The following is a 17,551-nucleotide window of genomic DNA, read 5'->3' on the forward strand; positions in this document are numbered from 1 at the left end:
ACCAGATTTAACCTATATAACTAGCAACTTTAACTAGTAAAAGCCAAATTACAGCCTTCATCTATCATGTTGATAGAGGCTAGTCCATGATACTTCTACTAATTTGTTTCCCAGGGTAATCTTAAGTGTCTTTGGGTAAGTTTGACACTCATAATATTTTTAACAATTCGCTTAAGTTGTTAATTTACCCGTTGGGAAGCCGACCAAGAGGTCTGTTGTGAGAAGCCGCTACCCAACTGGGGAAATCGCACTGGCGACTACGCCTATCAAGCAGTAATGCTACTCGGACATTTGGAATTAAATGCCGGGAAGCTGCCTTACATCTTGTGAGTGGCAAACTCCTCTTGTTATCAGATTCTATCTTAACATATCTTATGGAAGGTTGAAATTTAATTTCCATCTTGAGGAGGAGGCAACAACCTGACCATAAAAAAACTGGTGAGGATCTACGCTCCAAATTCGTGAAATTTTTACTGCCACCTGCTATATCTAGTTTAGACAAGGAAATAGATAATTGGTGAAATTACTATTTCTGATCTGTTTCGGTGTTCCCGAAAGCAATTTATATTAGTACAAGAAGACATCCGGCGGCAATGCCCAGGGAATCTACATTTTTTTGTTTGATTCTCACTGTCTATTTTTTATTGCTGCCATTTTGTTACCCCCTCGTCTGGAGAGTGGGGATAGGCAACGACTCCAGACTGTGACCGAAAAGACGGGACACAAGCCCCGTCCTTCCAGGACGGCTTTATGTTAAAATTTGGTCATAGTCGCCATAGGGCATTGGGAGACTTTAAACGGACATGGAGGGACGATAAGACCACTTGTGGCGGGTTCTGGCGAAGTGTCAAGAATCACCGCACCTTCAGGTCGGTGAGTATGTCAAAAATAAATTAAAGCCGTGGATTTACATCAGTTATTTAAAACCCGAACACCAATTATTGGCGTAGTACATCTGCTACCTCTTCCGACTTCAGCCCGTTGGGGAGGTAGTCTCAAAGCAGTGATTGACCGTGCCGAACAAGAAGCCACAGCCCTTGCTAGTGGAGGGGTAAATGGGATAATCGTTGAGAATTTTTTCGATGCCCCTTTTACCAAAAATCAAGTTGATCCAGCCGTTGTCAGTGCGATGACTGTGGTTGTTCAACGCATCCAAAATTTAGTCACTGTGCCTATAGGGTTAAATGTGTTACGTAATGATGGCAGGAGTGCGATCGCTATTGCTAGTTGCGTTAATGCCCAGTTTGTCAGAATTAATGTTCTCACGGGTGTGATGGCAACTGACCAAGGATTAATTGAGGGGGAAGCTCATCAATTACTGCGATATCGGCGAGAATTAGGATCTGATGTGAAAATTTTTGCTGATGTTTTGGTAAAACACGCTCGTCCTTTAAGTTCTCCTCATCTCACTGTTGCTGTTAAGGATACTATTGAACGAGGTTTGGCTGATGCGGTAATTTTATCTGGTTGGGCTACGGGTAGTCCTCCTGACCAAGAGGATTTGGAACTGGCTAGTAATGCTGCCGCTGGGACTCCTGTTTTTATTGGTAGTGGTGCAAGTTGGGAAAATGTGGGGACGCTACTACAAGCAGCAGACGGGGTGATTGTTTCTAGTTCTCTGAAACGTTATGGTCAAATTCAGCAACCGATAGATCCGATTCGCGTCAGTCAATTTGTCGAAGCTGCCCGCAGACCTCTATTGTCTAAACTATGATTCTTTTGATTTGCTTGATTAGAAATTGTCTAAACTATGATTCTTTTGATTTGCTTGATTAGAAATTGTCTAAACTATGATTCTTTTGATTTCAGTGATTAGAAATTGTCTAAACTATGATTCTTTTGATTTCAGTGATTAGAAATTGTCTAAACTATGATTCTTTTGATTTCAGTGATTAGAAATTGTCTAAACTATGATTCTTTTGATTTCAGTGATTTAGATGATTATGAGGATCTTTAGACTCTCTTCCCCAGTTCCCAGTTCCCAGTCCCCAATCACCAATATTATGATTCGTCGTCGTTCTACTCCTTGGATTCATAAATGGTCACGTCCGGCGATCGCAACCATCGCTGGATTTGGTATCCTGAATACAGGTTATCTCACTTTTGAAAAGCTGACCGGCAGCACTCCGGTTTGTACTACAGCAGAAAATGTTAAGGGTTGTGTGGATGTCCTTTCTAGTCCTTGGGCTACGGTTTTAGGTCAACCATTACCTTTATTTGGTTTGTTGGCATACATTGGGATGTTGATATTCGCTTTAGCTCCCTTAGCCTTGAACACAGGGGAAAATCACAAAGGTCAGAAACAACTGGAAAATTTGACTTGGTGGTTGCTGTTTGTAGGAGCGATCGCTATGTCAGTTTTTAGTGGATACTTAATGTATGTCCTAGCATTTCAACTCAAAGCTATTTGTCCTTACTGTATTGCCTCTGCCTTATTTGCATTAACTATGTTAGTGCTAACTGTTATAGGTAAGGATTGGGAAGATATTGGACAACTTTTATTTACGGCTTTGATTGTGGCAATGGTAACGCTAATTGGGACTTTAGGCGTTTATTCTCAAGTCAGCCCATCAGGTAATATTACTGAATCAACTGATGGTAAACCCACAGCAATTACCTTTACTCCTAAAGAACAACCAAATCCTCAATTTGGCTGGGAAATTACCACTAAATCTGGTGAAGCGGAGATCGCTTTAGCTCAACATCTTGTTAAAGTTGGTGCTAAGGAATATGTAGCTTATTGGTGTCCACACTGTCACGAACAGAAGCTACTTTTTGGCAAAGAAGCTTATACAATAATTAGTGAAAGTTCTACAGTAGAATGTGCTGGTGATAGTCCCAAAGGTAAACCAGAATTATGTAAAGCTGCAAAAATCGAAGGTTTCCCAAGTTGGGTTATTAATGGTAAAATCTATAGCGGAGTGCAGACTCTAGAGGAATTAGGAAAGATCACTGGTTATACAGGTCCGAAAAACTTTAAATATTTCCGCTAGAGATCAGACTACATCCAAAAAATCAATAATTAAGCATCGAGTGTGGGAGTTTAGCACAATGCTAAACCCCTACTAAGTATTTACGTAAAATTTAGATTAGATATTAATTATTGTATTTAAATAAATATACGGTTTTGGCTACTTATTCATGTTTGACATTAATTTTAAATTAAAGCCTGTCGCCCAGATGTAAGTCACAGTAAGTTTTATAGAACGGAATACAGCAACAGTTATCTGAGATTGGGCAATAATACTACATATTAAAGACGTGAAGACCGATCTAGCTATTAGCCCAGATATTTTTACAATGATCGTATTAGACAGTAGTTTGTTATTCTAAAAGTTTATGCAGCCGACCAACCCTGATCAATTTACAGAAAAAGCCTGGGAAGCGATCGCTCATACACCCGATGTCGCTAAACAGTATCAGCAACAGCAGCTAGAAAGTGAACATCTGATGAAAGGGTTGCTGGAACAGGAAGGACTGGCCAGCGCGATTTTCACTAAGGCTGGCACAAATTTGCAAAAAGTTCGAGATCGCACCGAGCAATTTATCCAACGTCAACCCAAAGTATCGGGGACTAGTGCTTCTGTTTATTTAGGACGCAGCTTAGATACATTATTAGATCGGGCAGAAAAATATCGTCAAGAATTTAAAGACGAATTTATTTCTATTGAACATTTGCTGTTAGCTTACGCCAAAGATGATCGGTTTGGCAAGAGTTTACTGCAAGAATTTGGTTTAGATGAAAGCAAACTCAAAAATATTATTAAAGAAATTCGGGGGAAACAAAAAGTGACTGACCAAAATCCAGAAGGTAAATATCAATCACTGGAGAAGTATGGACGTGATCTCACAGAAGCCGCCCGCAAAGGTCAATTAGACCCCGTAATCGGTCGTGATGATGAAATTAGACGGACAGTACAAATTCTCTCCCGCAGAACCAAAAATAACCCGGTTTTAATTGGTGAACCTGGTGTGGGGAAAACGGCAATTGCGGAAGGTTTGGCACAGCGCATTGTAGCGGGTGATGTTCCCCAATCTCTCAAAGATCGTAAACTCATCAGTTTAGATATGGGGGCTTTAATTGCGGGAGCAAAATTCCGAGGTGAATTTGAAGAACGTCTCAAAGCCGTATTAAAAGAAGTCACCGAATCTGGTGGGAATATTGTATTGTTTATTGATGAAATTCATACTGTTGTCGGTGCAGGTGCAAGTCAAGGAGCTATGGATGCGGGAAATTTATTAAAACCAATGTTAGCACGAGGTGAATTACGCTGTATTGGGGCGACAACTTTGGATGAATACCGCAAATATTTGGAAAAAGATGCCGCTTTAGAAAGACGCTTTCAACAAGTTTATGTAGATCAGCCCAACGTTCAAGATACAATTTCCATTTTACGCGGTTTGAAAGAACGTTATGAAGTCCATCATGGGGTGAGAATTTCTGATAGTTCCCTCGTCGCTGCGGCCACTCTCTCTAATCGTTATATTAGCGATCGCTTTCTCCCTGACAAAGCTATTGATTTAGTAGACGAAGCCGCTGCTAGACTCAAGATGGAGATTACCTCCAAACCCGAAGAACTAGACGAAATAGACAGAAAAATCCTCCAATTGGAAATGGAAAAACTTTCCTTACAAAAAGAAAGTGATCTCGCTTCCCGTGAACGGTTAGAAAGATTAGAAAAAGAACTCGCTGACCTCAAAGAAGATCAAAGAACCCTTAGCACACAATGGCAATCCGAAAAAGGGATTATCACCAAAATTCAATCAATTAAAGAAGAAATTGACCGAGTTAATTTAGAAATTCAACAAACCGAAAGAGACTACGATCTTAACCGGGCTGCGGAATTAAAATATGGCAAATTAACAGACTTACATCGGCAATTACAAGCCGTAGAAACTGAACTTTCCCAAACTCAAAAAACCGGAAAATCACTATTACGCGAAGAAGTTACAGAAGCCGATATTGCCGAAATCATTTCTAAATGGACAGGCATTCCCCTGAATAAATTAGTCGAATCAGAAAAAGAAAAACTCCTGCATTTAGAAGATGAATTACATCACCGGGTTGTCGGTCAACATGAAGCCGTTACTGCTGTCGCAGATGCCATTCAACGTTCTCGCGCTGGACTTTCTGACCCAAACCGTCCCATTGCGAGTTTTGTCTTTCTCGGTCCAACTGGTGTCGGTAAAACCGAACTAGCGAAAGCCCTAGCTGCTTATATGTTTGATACAGAGGAAGCTTTGGTGCGGATTGATATGTCCGAATATATGGACAAACATAATGTTTCCCGTTTAATTGGTGCGCCTCCCGGCTATGTCGGTTATGAAGAAGGAGGACAATTAACCGAAGCCATTCGTCGTCGTCCCTACGCGGTGATTTTATTTGACGAAATCGAAAAAGCCCACCCCGACGTATTTAATATTTTCCTGCAAATCCTTGATGATGGTAGGGTGACAGATGCCCAAGGTCGCACAGTAGACTTTAAAAATAGTATTATCATCATGACCAGTAACATCGGTTCTCAATATATCCTAGATATATCTGGAGATGATACTCGTTACGATGAAATGCGTAATCGTGTGATGGAAGCAATGCGAAGTAGTTTCCGTCCAGAGTTCTTAAACCGTCTGGATGAATTGATTATTTTCCACAGTTTACAAAAATCGGAATTGCGGAATATTGTTCAGTTACAAGTAGATAGATTAAAACAAAGATTAATTGACCGGAAAATATCTTTGAAATTATCCAGTTCTGCCCTTGACTTTTTAGCAGAAGTAGGGTATGATCCCGTTTTTGGGGCAAGACCATTAAAACGAGCAATTCAAAGAGAATTAGAAACCCAAATAGCCAAAGCCATTTTACGCGGTGATTTTAGCGACGGTGACACGATTTTTGTAGATGTCCAAAATGAGCGTCTTGCCTTTAATCGCTTACCCGCAGAGGTGTTTACGGGTTAGATTTGAGAGTCCCTTCAAGCCTTCAAGCCAGGGAATAAATTCCCTGTCTAAAAGCTAAAGTCGGTTAAAACCGACTACTTCTACTTTGGCATAAATAGTTAAACGGGCGGTTAGAAACCGCGTCTACACAAACGAAGTCCACCTACGTGGATTAATGAAAAATCAAGGCTTTTGAACCCACGCAGGCGGTCACTGAGGTTGCCGAAGTGTGGGTTTTGTCTGTGTAGCTGCGTATCCCTAACGGGAGCCGGAGGCATCTTTCTAATCGCTTTTCAAATAACCTCTGAGAAAACTAAACAACACTCAAGTTTACTTTGACAATAATATCATTGTAATCGTTATCTCCCCCACCTGCTAAATCTTCAAAACCAAAGACGTTATTTCCTAACAAACGAATGTGATCTACCTTATCACTATTAGCTCCTAAATAAGCAAAGTAAGCTTGGTCAACTTGTCCATTCAGAACTTGATCTACTGTCCGACCATTAGTAAGAATAAACGGCGCAAAAATACTCCCTCCTGTTAATGTCTTATCTGTAAAACTGGCAGTTCCTTGGTTATTAACTGTGAGGTCAATTCCCGCTACACGGCTCTTTATAGCCGCTTGAGCATAACCTGAGTCACCAGGACGGAAATCAACTGTACCATTGCCATCAACATCAATGCCACCATTTTCATCTGCTACTTTATAAAAGCCAACGAAGTTGTTAAAAGCAGCTTCTCTATTAACAGTAAAATCAGCCTTTACATCTTGGGTTATACCTCTTAAATCAAGAACTTCTCCTTGTTGCTTTCCTTGTAGATTTGTACCCAAGGGTAATGAGTCGTCGGTGGACTTAATATTAACTACCAAATCTTTGAAGTCAGTATTATTATTAGATCCATCTTTCCAAGCTAAGGAGAAACCATCAGTACCTAAGTCGGTAATTTTTTGGCGAGAGAGGTCAGAGAAAAGTATATCTGAAGTTGGGGTAATTCCATTTTGGACGCTATCAACTGTACCATTTTTCACTAATAAGAATCTCAGGTTATTGCCAGATTCAAATTCTATTAGGCTGGTAAGGTTGTTGATATCAAATCCATTGGGGACATTAGCAATGGTAGAGAAAATCACTTTTGATTTATTCAAAGCTGCTTGGGTATAACCTGTTTCCCCTGGAGCAATACCATTAATTTTGCCTTGGGCATCGTCAACTGTAAATACACCCAGTTCATTGACTAGATTAGAATTACGTCCCGCAGGAGTGACTTGAAGTTTTGGTTTGTTTCCAGAAATTGTAAAGATGTCATCAGTAATTTTTGTGAGTGTGGGTGTTGCTAAAGCTGCATTTAAGGTGACTGAGGCTTGATCATCTTCATTGGGATTATTGTTATTAGGTGTGGAATCAGGATCAGTTTCAGCCACTGCAATGATTTCTGCTGTGTTAGTAATGGAAACGTCCTTATTTGCCTTAGCAGTTAGTTTCAGTGTGCGGGTGAGATTGTCTCTCATGTTCCCTACATCCCAAAGACCAGTTTGACTGTCATAGGTTCCTTGTTCGGGAAGGGCAGAAACAAAGTCTAGGTCAGAGGATAGAATATCTTTGACTTTGATGCTACTAGCAATACCAACACCTTTATTTGTGAGTGTGAGGGTGAAATTAACTTCGTCGCCAATTTTGGGGTTGGGATTGTCTATAGTCTGGGTTAACTCTAGGTCAGCAGATGTGGGAGTGATTGCATTGACAGCCTGACTTTGAATTAAAAAATTATTAGTTGTATTGAAGTCATCTTCATTGCTAGTGATAAATGCTGTATTGATCAGAGTATCAGCAACAATAGAAGTAGCGGTAATAGTAACTGTTGCTTTTTCTCCCTTATTGAGTTTGCCTAATTGAGCGGTTACATTACCGTTAGAATCAATCGAAGCAGTTCCTTGACTAGAGGTAGTCAAAACATCTTTTACTCCTAATGAGCCAATGTTATCGGTTAGTTTGATACCTGTAGCTTGACCATCACCATTATTAGTAACTGTGAGGATATAGTTAATTTTATCTCCCAAATTTACTGGTGCATCACTAGCATTTGTAGTTAGTACCAAATCAGGAGAAAATGGTATTGCTGTTGTGACAGTAGTATCTAGAATTGTCGTATCGTTAGTCGCATCAGGATCGTAGGTTTTAGCTGTTACGGTGGTTGTATTAGTCAGAGTTCCAGTTACTAGAGGTGTAATAGTGACGTTAACTGTAGTGCTTTTGCCTTTCTCTAAATTACCTAAATCAAAAATGAGGCTACTATCTGATTGAGCAGTGGGAGAGATGCTGGCAGAAACAAAAGTTACTCCATCAGGTAAAGTATCTGTGAGAGTTATTCCTTTAGCATTATTGATTCCATTGTTAGTAACTGCGATTGTGTAAGTGAGGTTATCTCCCACATTGACTGAATCGGTATTAGCAGTTGTGGTAACAGATAAGTCTGCTGCTTCTGTTACTTTTACTCTTCCAGTTCCATAACTTAAAGCAATTGGATTATTCTCATCCATTGCCATGCCATAAATGTAATAGTCTCCAGTCGTGATACCTTCTGTATTCCAAATAAAACTACCAGCACCATCGGTTTCAGTAAGACTATCTTTAATTAAAATGCCATCGAAGCCTTGATTATCAGTATCGTAAAATAGGCTAACTTTGGCATTTGAATCGGAATCAAAGGCATTGTAACTAATGGTAACGTTCTGATCCGTAATGTCTGTAACTGGTGCAGTGATTTCAATAGTAGGAGCTTGAGAGTTTGTAACAGCATTGTATGTTATGCTCCCTAATCCTGTTTTATCAGGAACTTCAATATCCCAAATACCCTCAGTGGGATTAAAAATGATGACTGTTTTGGTTTTTAAATTAGTTAGTTCATCAACAAAGGCAATATTATTTGCACTAAATTCAGACTCGTTGAGAAGACGACCATCAGGAGTTTCAATTTGAACTGGTACGTTAGCTCCAATTTCATTTTCCCATGCAGCACTTAAAAGAATCCAAGGAGTATTGGCAGCTACAGCCCAACTACCGACAGGAGGTAAGTCTTTAGCTCCCATGTGTTCAAAATGTCCATCAAAGTAAAGTTTTGCTCCAACAGGCATATTTACTTCAAATCCAAATTTTTGAATGTTTAAAGTACCCCACGCTGCTGCAAAGTCATTAGATAAATTTCCATCATTACTGAAGTCAAGTAAATAGTTTCCTGATGCAAGCTGTGAACCACCAAATAAGGGAACAAAGTTGGGTATACCTACACTTGCACTCCCATTCATCTTAATATTAAGACTCGAATCAGTTCTAAAGCCACTGTTTGTCTTAATGAAGCCATCAAAAAGCGAGAAATTGCCTTTTTCTTCGTAAAATCTCTTATTCCAATTAAGAGTAACTGTTCCATCTTTTGATACTATTTTATCATTGATAAAAGTGGTGTTTCCATTGGCACTGAGTTGTTCTGAACTGATTTTTGCATCTACATCAAGACGAATTAAAGAATATTTATCGCCACTGATGGTAAATTGAGGTCCAAGTGTTGCACCAAGTCCACCACTCCATTCAACAGGATCTGGATCAGATTTAGCCCAATTGTCTACGCTCGCTGCTACTCTTTGAAAGTAAACAAAAGGAAAACTTGGGATTGGTATTCTAACATTTAGATTGTCTAATTTTATGGATACTTTATTAAGTTCAACAGGAGGCAATTTAAAACCAAGTCCTAGAGTTAAGTCCCCACTATTATTAGGTGGAAATTTTGCTCCAAAAGGGAACACTATCTTTGCACTACCACCAATATCTTTATTTTGGGTGTCTATATCCAGTTTAACTTCACTTAAACCCCATTTGCCTGGTTTAATCTGATCCTTAACGGCAAGAGAACCCTTTACATCTGCTTTTCCACCTTGAATTTGAATAAAGTTATCACCAGCAAAATCTGCCGTAATTGTTTTTTCATCTGGTTTAGCAAAAGGATCAATTACTAATTTTCCTTGAATCTTGATTTTGTCTTCTGGGGCAACATACTCGATGGAAAAATCAGAAAATTCGTTAACAGGCAAAAACTTAAAAAGCTGAAAATCTTTAAAATTTGGTAGAGATAACTTAACACTAGAACCAAATTTGACATCATTTTGACTAATTAAAAGTGCATCTGAACCACTAAAGAAATAGTCAGGTAAACCCAAATCATCAATTAATTTGAACTTTGCTCCCAGAGCTAATCCATTAGGATTGATACTCAAACTGCTAAAATCAACATCCATTCCACCCAATGTATACTGATTGGTAAAACTAGCATCTTCCGTTAATGAACCAGTAGCAGTTTTAACATCAATATCAAATTGACTTTTAAATAATGGCATTGTTTTTACAAGACCAGCGCCAATCAATGAAGAGACTATTCCATTAATACTAATTGTTGTAGCATCGTACTCGACAGTACCTTCAACTTTGAGGATTGGTGATGATCCTTCTCGTCCAATGTTGATAGTTCCTTTTAGGATACATTTACCATCTTTTTCTTCTTCTGTACCACTTACAAGTACGACCTCTAATGGTGATGGAACAGGACAGGTTGTAGTATCAATCTTATACTGCCACCGAGTGGTATTGATACTTGGATTAGCAGTTAGTACCACATCTAATTTATCTGAATTTCCTTTGGGAATATTAAATCTCGTAGTCTTACTGCCTGACGTGAACCCTGAATCGAAAATAACTTTGCCCTCATAACGAAGTTGAAGTCGATCAGGAACGCTATACATTTCATAGAAAATCTGTGCTGATCCAAGTCCTTTTCCATCCAATGTAATTGTTTCAGTTCTTCCTTCTTGACCACCTTCTCTGAGGGGAATACTGGCTTGCTCAACCTGCAATACTTGAGAATCTAAAGTAATAGTTGTATGATCATTCTCAACCTTTAACTGTTGTAACTGCTCAGGCTCAAATGTCTTTCCTTGAACAACGGCTGAAAAAATCGCTCCTTCATCTCCAGGAGTATCAAATATATTTATTTTAGCATCTACAGCATGACCAATCTCTTCCAATAAGACTGAAGTGATAGATTCAATATCGGCTGCATTTTGGTTGAGATAATCTTGAGATAAATAGATCGTATTAGTGGCTTGAGCATAAGCTCCAATTGCTCCACCAAGTTCAGATCCGGTACGAACTTCAATATTGGGAATTACACTGAAATCTTGATTTTTCCAAGCAATTTGAAAACTATTTGAATCAACTGCAACACCAAAAGCCAATTGCATTTTGGTTTGAAAATCTGGACTATTGGCAAAACTATATAGTTGATTTTTTGCTAATTCTAATGCTGATGTTATAATTGATTGATCTTTATCATCGTTTAATAACAAACCGTAATTTTCAGACATTGTTATGGCCTCACTGGTTTTAAATACATTTATTGGTGGTGAAAATACCACAAAAATAGGGTTATTTGTCAATTTTTGATACAAAAATACAAAAAATGGTAGCTAGAATAACTAGACTACAATCCAGTGTATTCAATAACACAAAACCCAAGTGATTTTAAAAGTTTATCAAAACCATGTCATCCATCTAAAGACGTAGATTAAAAGATTTTTAGTAAAATTAAGCACGATTTATAGAAAGCAGCGCACTAAAAAAGGGAGTTGTGGAAATAACCCCCTGACTTAATGCTTTGTGACTGGACAAATTAAAACGTTTACTGGCAGATATGTAAAGAAAAATTTCCTAGGAGGCTACTGTATGCTACGGAAACACATACTCACAGAGAATTAACAGTTTCAAACCCACATAGAGTGCGGGGGAAAATAACCCAATCCCCAACTTAAAATGAAGAACCAGGTTCTTCCAAAAATTCTTCTTCCTCTGGAGTAGAAATACGTCCTAAAATGGCGTTACGATGGGGAAAACGACCAAATCGGGCAATTATTTCCTTGTGTCGAAAAGCTGATTCAATCGCTTTTGCACTGTAGGGATCATGACTAAGTTGTTGAAATAGCTTAATGCACTTGCGTTGATCAATTGGGTCTTCACTGTGTTCAAAGGGTAAATATATGAACCAGCGTTGCACAGCCAATAATTTTCTATCATAGCCTTTGTTTGTGGCGTGTTGCGCTAATGACAGTGCTTCCCAGTCCGTTGCAAAGGCTTGTGGGGTATCACGAAACATATTTCGGGGAAATTGATCTAGTAACAGAATTAAAGCTAGACAGGTTTCTGGTGAATTCATCCAATCATGTAAATATCCGGCTACCGCTTGTTGGTAATCTTCCAGAAAAAGGTCGCGGACTTTAGCATCGAAATCCGGTTGTTTTTCAAACCAAAATGGTTGAATTTTCCCGTAGTTTGGGTCATTAGGATGACCAAACCAAAAATCCAAAATAGTTGTTACCTCTGACATTGCTATTATTGATGATTACAAAGCACCTGTCGCATTTTACATAGATTTGCTGGTAACTCCAAATTCATTGCCTGTTCAATAAAAATTGAGGGAATGGGAATATTGGGAGTGGCTTGTACCGTATAAGCTAAGAGAGTACCATTACCCATATCTTTAAGTTCTAACTTGGCGTGAAAATCTGTAAATGAGCCTTTTTCCATCTGAAAGTGGATTTGCTGTCCTAATACTTCCACCACAGTCAGATAAATTTCTACTTGGGCTGTAAAAAATAAAAAAGCTTTTTGTGCTGCTTGATACAGACGCTTAACATCACCTCTGGATATAACTTCGCTTTTAGTAACATCGGGAAAATATTGTACCCAACGGGGGTAATCTGTAATTTGTTGCCAGACATGGGATCTAACTAGTGGTACATACATACAAGCGGTAACAGCACCGCCCCAGTTAGTATGAGAGCGAATTTCTGTGAAGACTTCTCCCTGAATGAGTAATCTTTGCTGATCTTGATTCCAAAGGGTATCTAATAGAGGTAGCTTGGCGTAAGCGACATTTTTAAGATTTGAGGTTGACATAATATAATGCAGATATAGTGATTTTGGTAACTTTTTAAGTGATTAACCTTGATGATTTCATTGAGTTTAACTCACTTAATTCTAATTACAGTTCAATTTATGGAGTTTTCGCAGATAATTAGTCTCAAGTTCATTTTCAAGAGAGTAAATTGGAGTTAAGAGAAAAACACCGTGAGTCAATCTTCTTTAAATGGCAAATTCATCCAGGGTTTTGGGATTCTTTTGGGGATGAGTGTCTCCTTATTTGTACTGAGAGGTTTGGGTATTATCACCTTCCTTCCTGGTGGTTTAATTACTCTACTGTTCTTTGGGGCTATAGCTTTAGCAATCTTCAGTTATTGCTCAAGGAGATGGTGGCGTTTTTAGTTTCATAATCAATAATTATTACATCAAAAAAACTGACAAGTCATTGATCAGAGGTAAAAAAGATGCAAAACTATATATGTACCGTTTGTGATTATGTCTATGACCCAGAAATAGGTGATCCTGATGGTGGTATAGAACCAGGAACGGCTTTTGAGGATATTCCAGATAATTGGGTATGCCCAGTGTGCGGTGCTGAAAAAACTGAATTTGAGTTATATGAAGAGTAATATGGAGATAGGATAGATCCGATAGATACCCGACTTCTTGAAGAAGTCGGGGATCTGAAATCTGAAATATTAAAAAATTTTTGAAGTTGTTACCCTTGCAAATTGTAGTTATTGGTGGTGGGGCGGCGGGATTCTTTGGTGCGATCGCTTGTGCTGAAGCTAATCCTCAAGCCCAGGTTACTTTAATCGAAGCTAGTCGTCAACCTTTGGCGAAAGTTCTCATTTCCGGTGGAGGACGTTGTAACGTTACTCATGCTTGTTTTGAACCCAAAATTTTAGTTCAGAATTATCCTAGAGGTGGTAAAGCCCTGTTGGGTGCATTTACCCGGTTTCAACCTCTAGACACCATAGCTTGGTTTACGGAACATGGGGTGAATATAAAAACGGAAGCTGACGGCCGGATGTTCCCAATTACAGATCGTGCAGAAACCATTGCTGAATGTTTAATTAAGGCGACTTTTGATGCCAAAATAGAACTTTGTATTGGCACACCTGTTACCGCTGTCACTCGTAAAAATGCCGGGTTTGAAATTCTGCTCAAATCGGGAGAAACGAAAGAATGCGATTGCTTACTTTTGGCTACAGGTAGCAGTTTAGCAGGTTATAAAATCGCTAGAGAATTAGGTCATGACATCCAACCCCCTGTACCTTCTTTGTTCACCTTTAATATTGCAGATCCTCAACTGCGGGAATTAGCAGGAATTAGTGTTAATTCTGTAAATCTGCGCTTACCTGGGACTGGAAAAACCCCATTCCAACAAACAGGCCCATTGTTAATTACCCATTGGGGTGTGAGTGGTCCAGCAGTATTGAAACTTTCGGCTTGGGGGGCGAGAATTCTCCATGAAAACCGCTATCAACATAAATTATTGATTAATTGGTTGCCAGATTTATCCCAAGAGGAAGTGAGACAAAAACTTTTAACAGTCAAAGCTGAATGGGGACAAAAAGCGATCGCCCTCCATCGTGGTGTAGACTTACCTCATCGGCTTTGGCAATATATTATCAATCGTACCCATATTCCCACAGAAGAACGTTGGGCAACCATCTCCAACAAAACCCTAAATCAACTAGTCCTAGAAATCTCCCAAGGAGAACACCTAATTACAGGTAAAGGCGCATTTAAAGAAGAATTTGTCACCTGTGGAGGAGTCAACCTCAAAGAAGTCAACTTCAAAACAATGGAAAGTAAAATAGTCCCCGGCTTGCATTTTGCAGGTGAGATATTAGATATTGATGGTGTCACCGGTGGCTTTAACTTCCAAAGTGCTTGGACAACAGCCTACTTAGCCGGTCAATCCATGACAAAATCAACAGAAGATAACTAATTTCTTCCTTTGCGCCTTTGCTCCTTTGCGTCTGGGCGCGAAACAAAAATCTATAAATCGTGTTAGCAAATCAATATGAAATTTAGTGAAATTCTCAACCAGCTTAGTGATTATATTACCCAAAGTAGCCTTGAAACTGATGTAGAAATTACTGGAGTTGCAGCCATAGACGAAGCGACATCTGGAACTCTCAGCTATATAGAAGGCTCTAAATTTGCTTCATTGCTCAATTCTACCAATGCGAGCGCTGTAATTTTACCCCCAGATGAAAAATTGCAGAATCAAGCCACAGAAAAGGGGATTGCTTGGTTAACAACGAAAGAACCAAAACTGTTGTTTGCCAAAGCGATCGCTCTATTTTATCAACCCTACCATCCTACTCCCGAAATTCACCCCAGCGCGGTCATTCACCCCACCGCCAAAATTGGTGATGATGTTTATATTGGCGCTCATGTTGTCATTTCTGAAGCTGTGGAAATTGGCAATTATGCCATTATTCATCCCAATGTTGTCATTTATCCAGAAGTCAAAATAGGCGATCGCACTACCCTACACGCTAATTGTACCATCCACGAACGCAGCCAAATCGGTGCAGATTGCGTTATTCATAGCGGTGCTGTCATTGGTGCAGAGGGATTTGGCTTTGTGCCTACCCGCACCGGTTGGTTTAAAATGGAACAATCAGGCTATACAGTTTTAGAAGATAGGGTAGAAGTAGGTTGTCATACAGCCATAGACCGTCCCGCTGTGGGGGAAACCAGGGTGGGCAAAGATACTAAAATTGATAATTTAGTCCAGATAGGACATGGTAGTCAAATTGGGGCTGGTTGTGCCATAGCAGGTCAAGCAGGCATGGCTGGAGGGGTAAGACTAGGAAATCGGGTAATTTTAGCTGGACAAGTGGGAATTGCCAATCAAGCTAAAATCGGGGATGGGGCGATCGCCTCTGCTCAAACTGGTATTCACGGCAATGTCGCACCGGGGGAAATTGTCTCAGGTACTCCAGCAATGCCGCACAAAGTGTACATCAAGGCGGCAGTAATTTATAATCGCTTGCCAGAAATATATCAATTCTTTAAACAATTAAAACGCAAATCAGGTGATGAATAATTGTCATTAAAGAATGAGATTCCGTTCTATAAAACTTACCCAAAATTACCAAAGTCTAGACACATCTGGAAAGCGATAATCTTAGTGTTTATTTCCTGCTTCATCGCGGTCTTAGAATGACTTCCAATCTTGTTTGCCCGCTCCACAGACAATCTCGGTAGAACTTACCGTTTCTGACCGTAGTTCCTAAAAAGAACCCCACGCAGTTGCTACTCTGATCACTAACCTGTTAAGGTGCTTGTGTGGCAATTGCTAATCTTGCTCCTTTTACCTGCCGCACCCGATCCATCACTACCACGACTTGACCATGAGTGGCACTTTGATCAGCATTAATAATCACTACTACTTCCGTATTTTTGCCCATTGATTCCTGTACCTTTACTGGTAAAGTTTCCAAAGTTACTGGCTGGCGATTTAAACTCACATTCCCTGCTGAATCTACAGTAACGGTAATTGGTGCGGCTGATGATTGGGCTTTGGCTGTTGCTGCTTTAGGTAAATTAACTGGCAACCCTTCAGAACGATGTAAAAATAAAGTGGACATAATAAAAAATGTCAAAATAGCAAAGATGACATCAATCATCGGCACAATATTAATCTGGGCTGGAATATCCGGTTCATCTGGTAGACGCATTATGATTTATCCCCTCTTTCATACTGGTGACGATAAACTAATTCTAATTGCCCACCATATTCTTGAATCCAGGCAATTTGTCGTAAATACATTCCCCGAAAGCTATTCGCAAAAAACAAGGTAATAATAGCTACAACTAATCCCGATGCTGTGGATACTAAGGCTTCACTAATCCCAGAAGTGACACCAGCGGTTTTTGTACTACCGACATCACCAATATTTAATGATGCAAAAGAGCCAATTAAACCCAAAACGGTCCCTAATAATCCCAGCAAGGGAGCTAAACCAATAATTGTATCAAAAATATTTTGAAACCTTTTTAATAACGGGATTTCTGCCTGGGCCTCACTTTCTAAAGCCAAGCGGAATTCCTCTGGGTTGGGTTCTTCCAATTCTAAAGCCGCCAGAAAAATTCGCGCAATCGGTAAATCAGCATTTTTGTGTAGTATATCTAGAGAGGTAACTACATTACCTTGACGATAAAAACTTAACACCTGCTTGACTACGCGATTCTGACGGCCACTAATTCCTATCCAAAACGTAATCCGTTCCAGAATGAGAGTGATTCCTAAAACCGAAAAAAATAGCAGTGGCCACATAACTACGCCACCGGCTTTGAATAAGTTACTAATTTCCATTGACTCTTTTACTAATTCTTGATACAGCTAGATTAACAGATTTTCAAGAAGAGCAAGTCTAGGCGATTGCTATGGCAGAGTGTATTTGTGGTATGATTTTTTCAACTGAATATTGGTACTGATGTTCTCAATGTTCAAAAAAATAAAAAAAATTTCTTTTTTTGGGGTCAAAACCTATTGACTTTATTTTCTCGGCGTGATATTTTTATAATGGGAATGCGTGCCTAAATAAAAATTTTGCTTACATTCCATTGTAATAATATAACTATATTAGCACATTTAGCCCGCCCCACACCCTCAAAATAAAAAA

Annotated in this window: 11 protein-coding genes; 6 read left to right on the top strand and 5 right to left on the bottom strand. The window is 39.4% G+C overall.

Annotation, left to right across the window (positions count from 1 at the left end):
* The first annotated feature begins 901 nt into the window (after positions 1–901).
* From btpA to clpB, 3 genes are all read left to right on the top strand, one after another.
* Entirely contained in the window at positions 902–1,714 is an 813-nt protein-coding gene (btpA, locus tag ANA_RS16460; RefSeq protein ID WP_015081161.1) for a photosystem I biogenesis protein BtpA, read from the top strand.
* Between the two features lie 289 nt (positions 1,715–2,003).
* Positions 2,004–2,993, top strand: coding sequence for a vitamin K epoxide reductase family protein (locus ANA_RS16465; protein WP_015081162.1), 990 nt, complete (start codon positions 2,004–2,006; stop codon positions 2,991–2,993).
* Between the two features lie 346 nt (positions 2,994–3,339).
* Positions 3,340–5,958, top strand: coding sequence for an ATP-dependent chaperone ClpB (clpB, locus tag ANA_RS16470; RefSeq protein WP_015081163.1), 2,619 nt, complete (start codon positions 3,340–3,342; stop codon positions 5,956–5,958).
* Between the two features lie 292 nt (positions 5,959–6,250).
* Here the strand turns inward: clpB and ANA_RS23675 are convergent, their stop codons facing one another.
* The 3 genes from ANA_RS23675 to ANA_RS16485 form a co-directional block, all read right to left on the bottom strand.
* The gene (locus ANA_RS23675; protein WP_015081164.1) at positions 6,251–11,350 is read right to left on the bottom strand and encodes a DUF4114 domain-containing protein; all 5,100 of its coding nucleotides are present in this window, start codon (positions 11,348–11,350) and stop codon (positions 6,251–6,253) included.
* A gap of 440 nt (positions 11,351–11,790) precedes the next feature.
* Positions 11,791–12,366: a DUF924 family protein gene (locus ANA_RS16480; protein ID WP_015081165.1), complete on the bottom strand. Its 576-nt coding sequence runs from the start codon at positions 12,364–12,366 to the stop codon at positions 11,791–11,793.
* 5 nt (positions 12,367–12,371) lie between these two features.
* Positions 12,372–12,938: an SRPBCC family protein gene (locus tag ANA_RS16485; RefSeq protein WP_015081166.1), complete on the bottom strand. Its 567-nt coding sequence runs from the start codon at positions 12,936–12,938 to the stop codon at positions 12,372–12,374.
* Between the two features lie 428 nt (positions 12,939–13,366).
* Here ANA_RS16485 and rd point away from each other — a divergent pair, with 428 nt between their 5' ends.
* The 3 genes from rd (at position 13,367) to lpxD (ending at position 15,969) form a co-directional block, all read left to right on the top strand.
* Positions 13,367–13,531 carry a rubredoxin gene (rd, locus tag ANA_RS16490; protein WP_015081168.1) on the top strand — a complete coding sequence of 55 codons (165 nt, stop codon included), beginning with the start codon at positions 13,367–13,369 and terminating at the stop codon, positions 13,529–13,531.
* Between the two features lie 86 nt (positions 13,532–13,617).
* The gene (locus tag ANA_RS16495) at positions 13,618–14,859 is read left to right on the top strand and encodes an NAD(P)/FAD-dependent oxidoreductase (RefSeq protein ID WP_015081169.1); all 1,242 of its coding nucleotides are present in this window, start codon (positions 13,618–13,620) and stop codon (positions 14,857–14,859) included.
* Between the two features lie 75 nt (positions 14,860–14,934).
* Positions 14,935–15,969 carry a UDP-3-O-(3-hydroxymyristoyl)glucosamine N-acyltransferase gene (lpxD, locus tag ANA_RS16500; protein WP_015081170.1) on the top strand — a complete coding sequence of 345 codons (1,035 nt, stop codon included), beginning with the start codon at positions 14,935–14,937 and terminating at the stop codon, positions 15,967–15,969.
* Between the two features lie 229 nt (positions 15,970–16,198).
* Here lpxD and ANA_RS16505 read toward each other — a convergent pair whose 3' ends face one another.
* Entirely contained in the window at positions 16,199–16,603 is a 405-nt protein-coding gene (locus ANA_RS16505) for an ExbD/TolR family protein (protein ID WP_015081171.1), read from the bottom strand.
* Positions 16,603–17,241, bottom strand: a complete 639-nt coding sequence (locus ANA_RS16510; RefSeq protein WP_015081172.1) for a MotA/TolQ/ExbB proton channel family protein — start codon at positions 17,239–17,241, stop codon at positions 16,603–16,605. Before ANA_RS16510 ends, ANA_RS16505 begins: the two co-directional genes overlap by 1 nt.
* Positions 17,242–17,551: the final 310 nt, after the last annotated feature.

The sequence above is a fragment of the Anabaena sp. 90 genome, assembly GCF_000312705.1.
Lineage (GTDB): Bacteria > Cyanobacteriota > Cyanobacteriia > Cyanobacteriales > Nostocaceae > Dolichospermum > Dolichospermum lemmermannii.

Excerpts from the sequence above, each read along its gene's own strand:
- ANA_RS16465 (WP_015081162.1), top strand. The coding sequence starts at position 2,004 with ATGATTCGTCGTCGTTCTACTCCTTGGATTCATAAATGGTCACGTCCG.
- clpB (WP_015081163.1), top strand. The coding sequence starts at position 3,340 with ATGCAGCCGACCAACCCTGATCAATTTACAGAAAAAGCCTGGGAAGCG.
- ANA_RS23675 (WP_015081164.1), bottom strand. The coding sequence starts at position 11,350 with ATGTCTGAAAATTACGGTTTGTTATTAAACGATGATAAAGATCAATCA.
- ANA_RS16480 (WP_015081165.1), bottom strand. The coding sequence starts at position 12,366 with ATGTCAGAGGTAACAACTATTTTGGATTTTTGGTTTGGTCATCCTAAT.
- ANA_RS16485 (WP_015081166.1), bottom strand. The coding sequence starts at position 12,938 with ATGTCAACCTCAAATCTTAAAAATGTCGCTTACGCCAAGCTACCTCTA.
- rd (WP_015081168.1), top strand. The coding sequence starts at position 13,367 with ATGCAAAACTATATATGTACCGTTTGTGATTATGTCTATGACCCAGAA.
- lpxD (WP_015081170.1), top strand. The coding sequence starts at position 14,935 with ATGAAATTTAGTGAAATTCTCAACCAGCTTAGTGATTATATTACCCAA.
- ANA_RS16505 (WP_015081171.1), bottom strand. The coding sequence starts at position 16,603 with ATGCGTCTACCAGATGAACCGGATATTCCAGCCCAGATTAATATTGTG.
- ANA_RS16510 (WP_015081172.1), bottom strand. The coding sequence starts at position 17,241 with ATGGAAATTAGTAACTTATTCAAAGCCGGTGGCGTAGTTATGTGGCCA.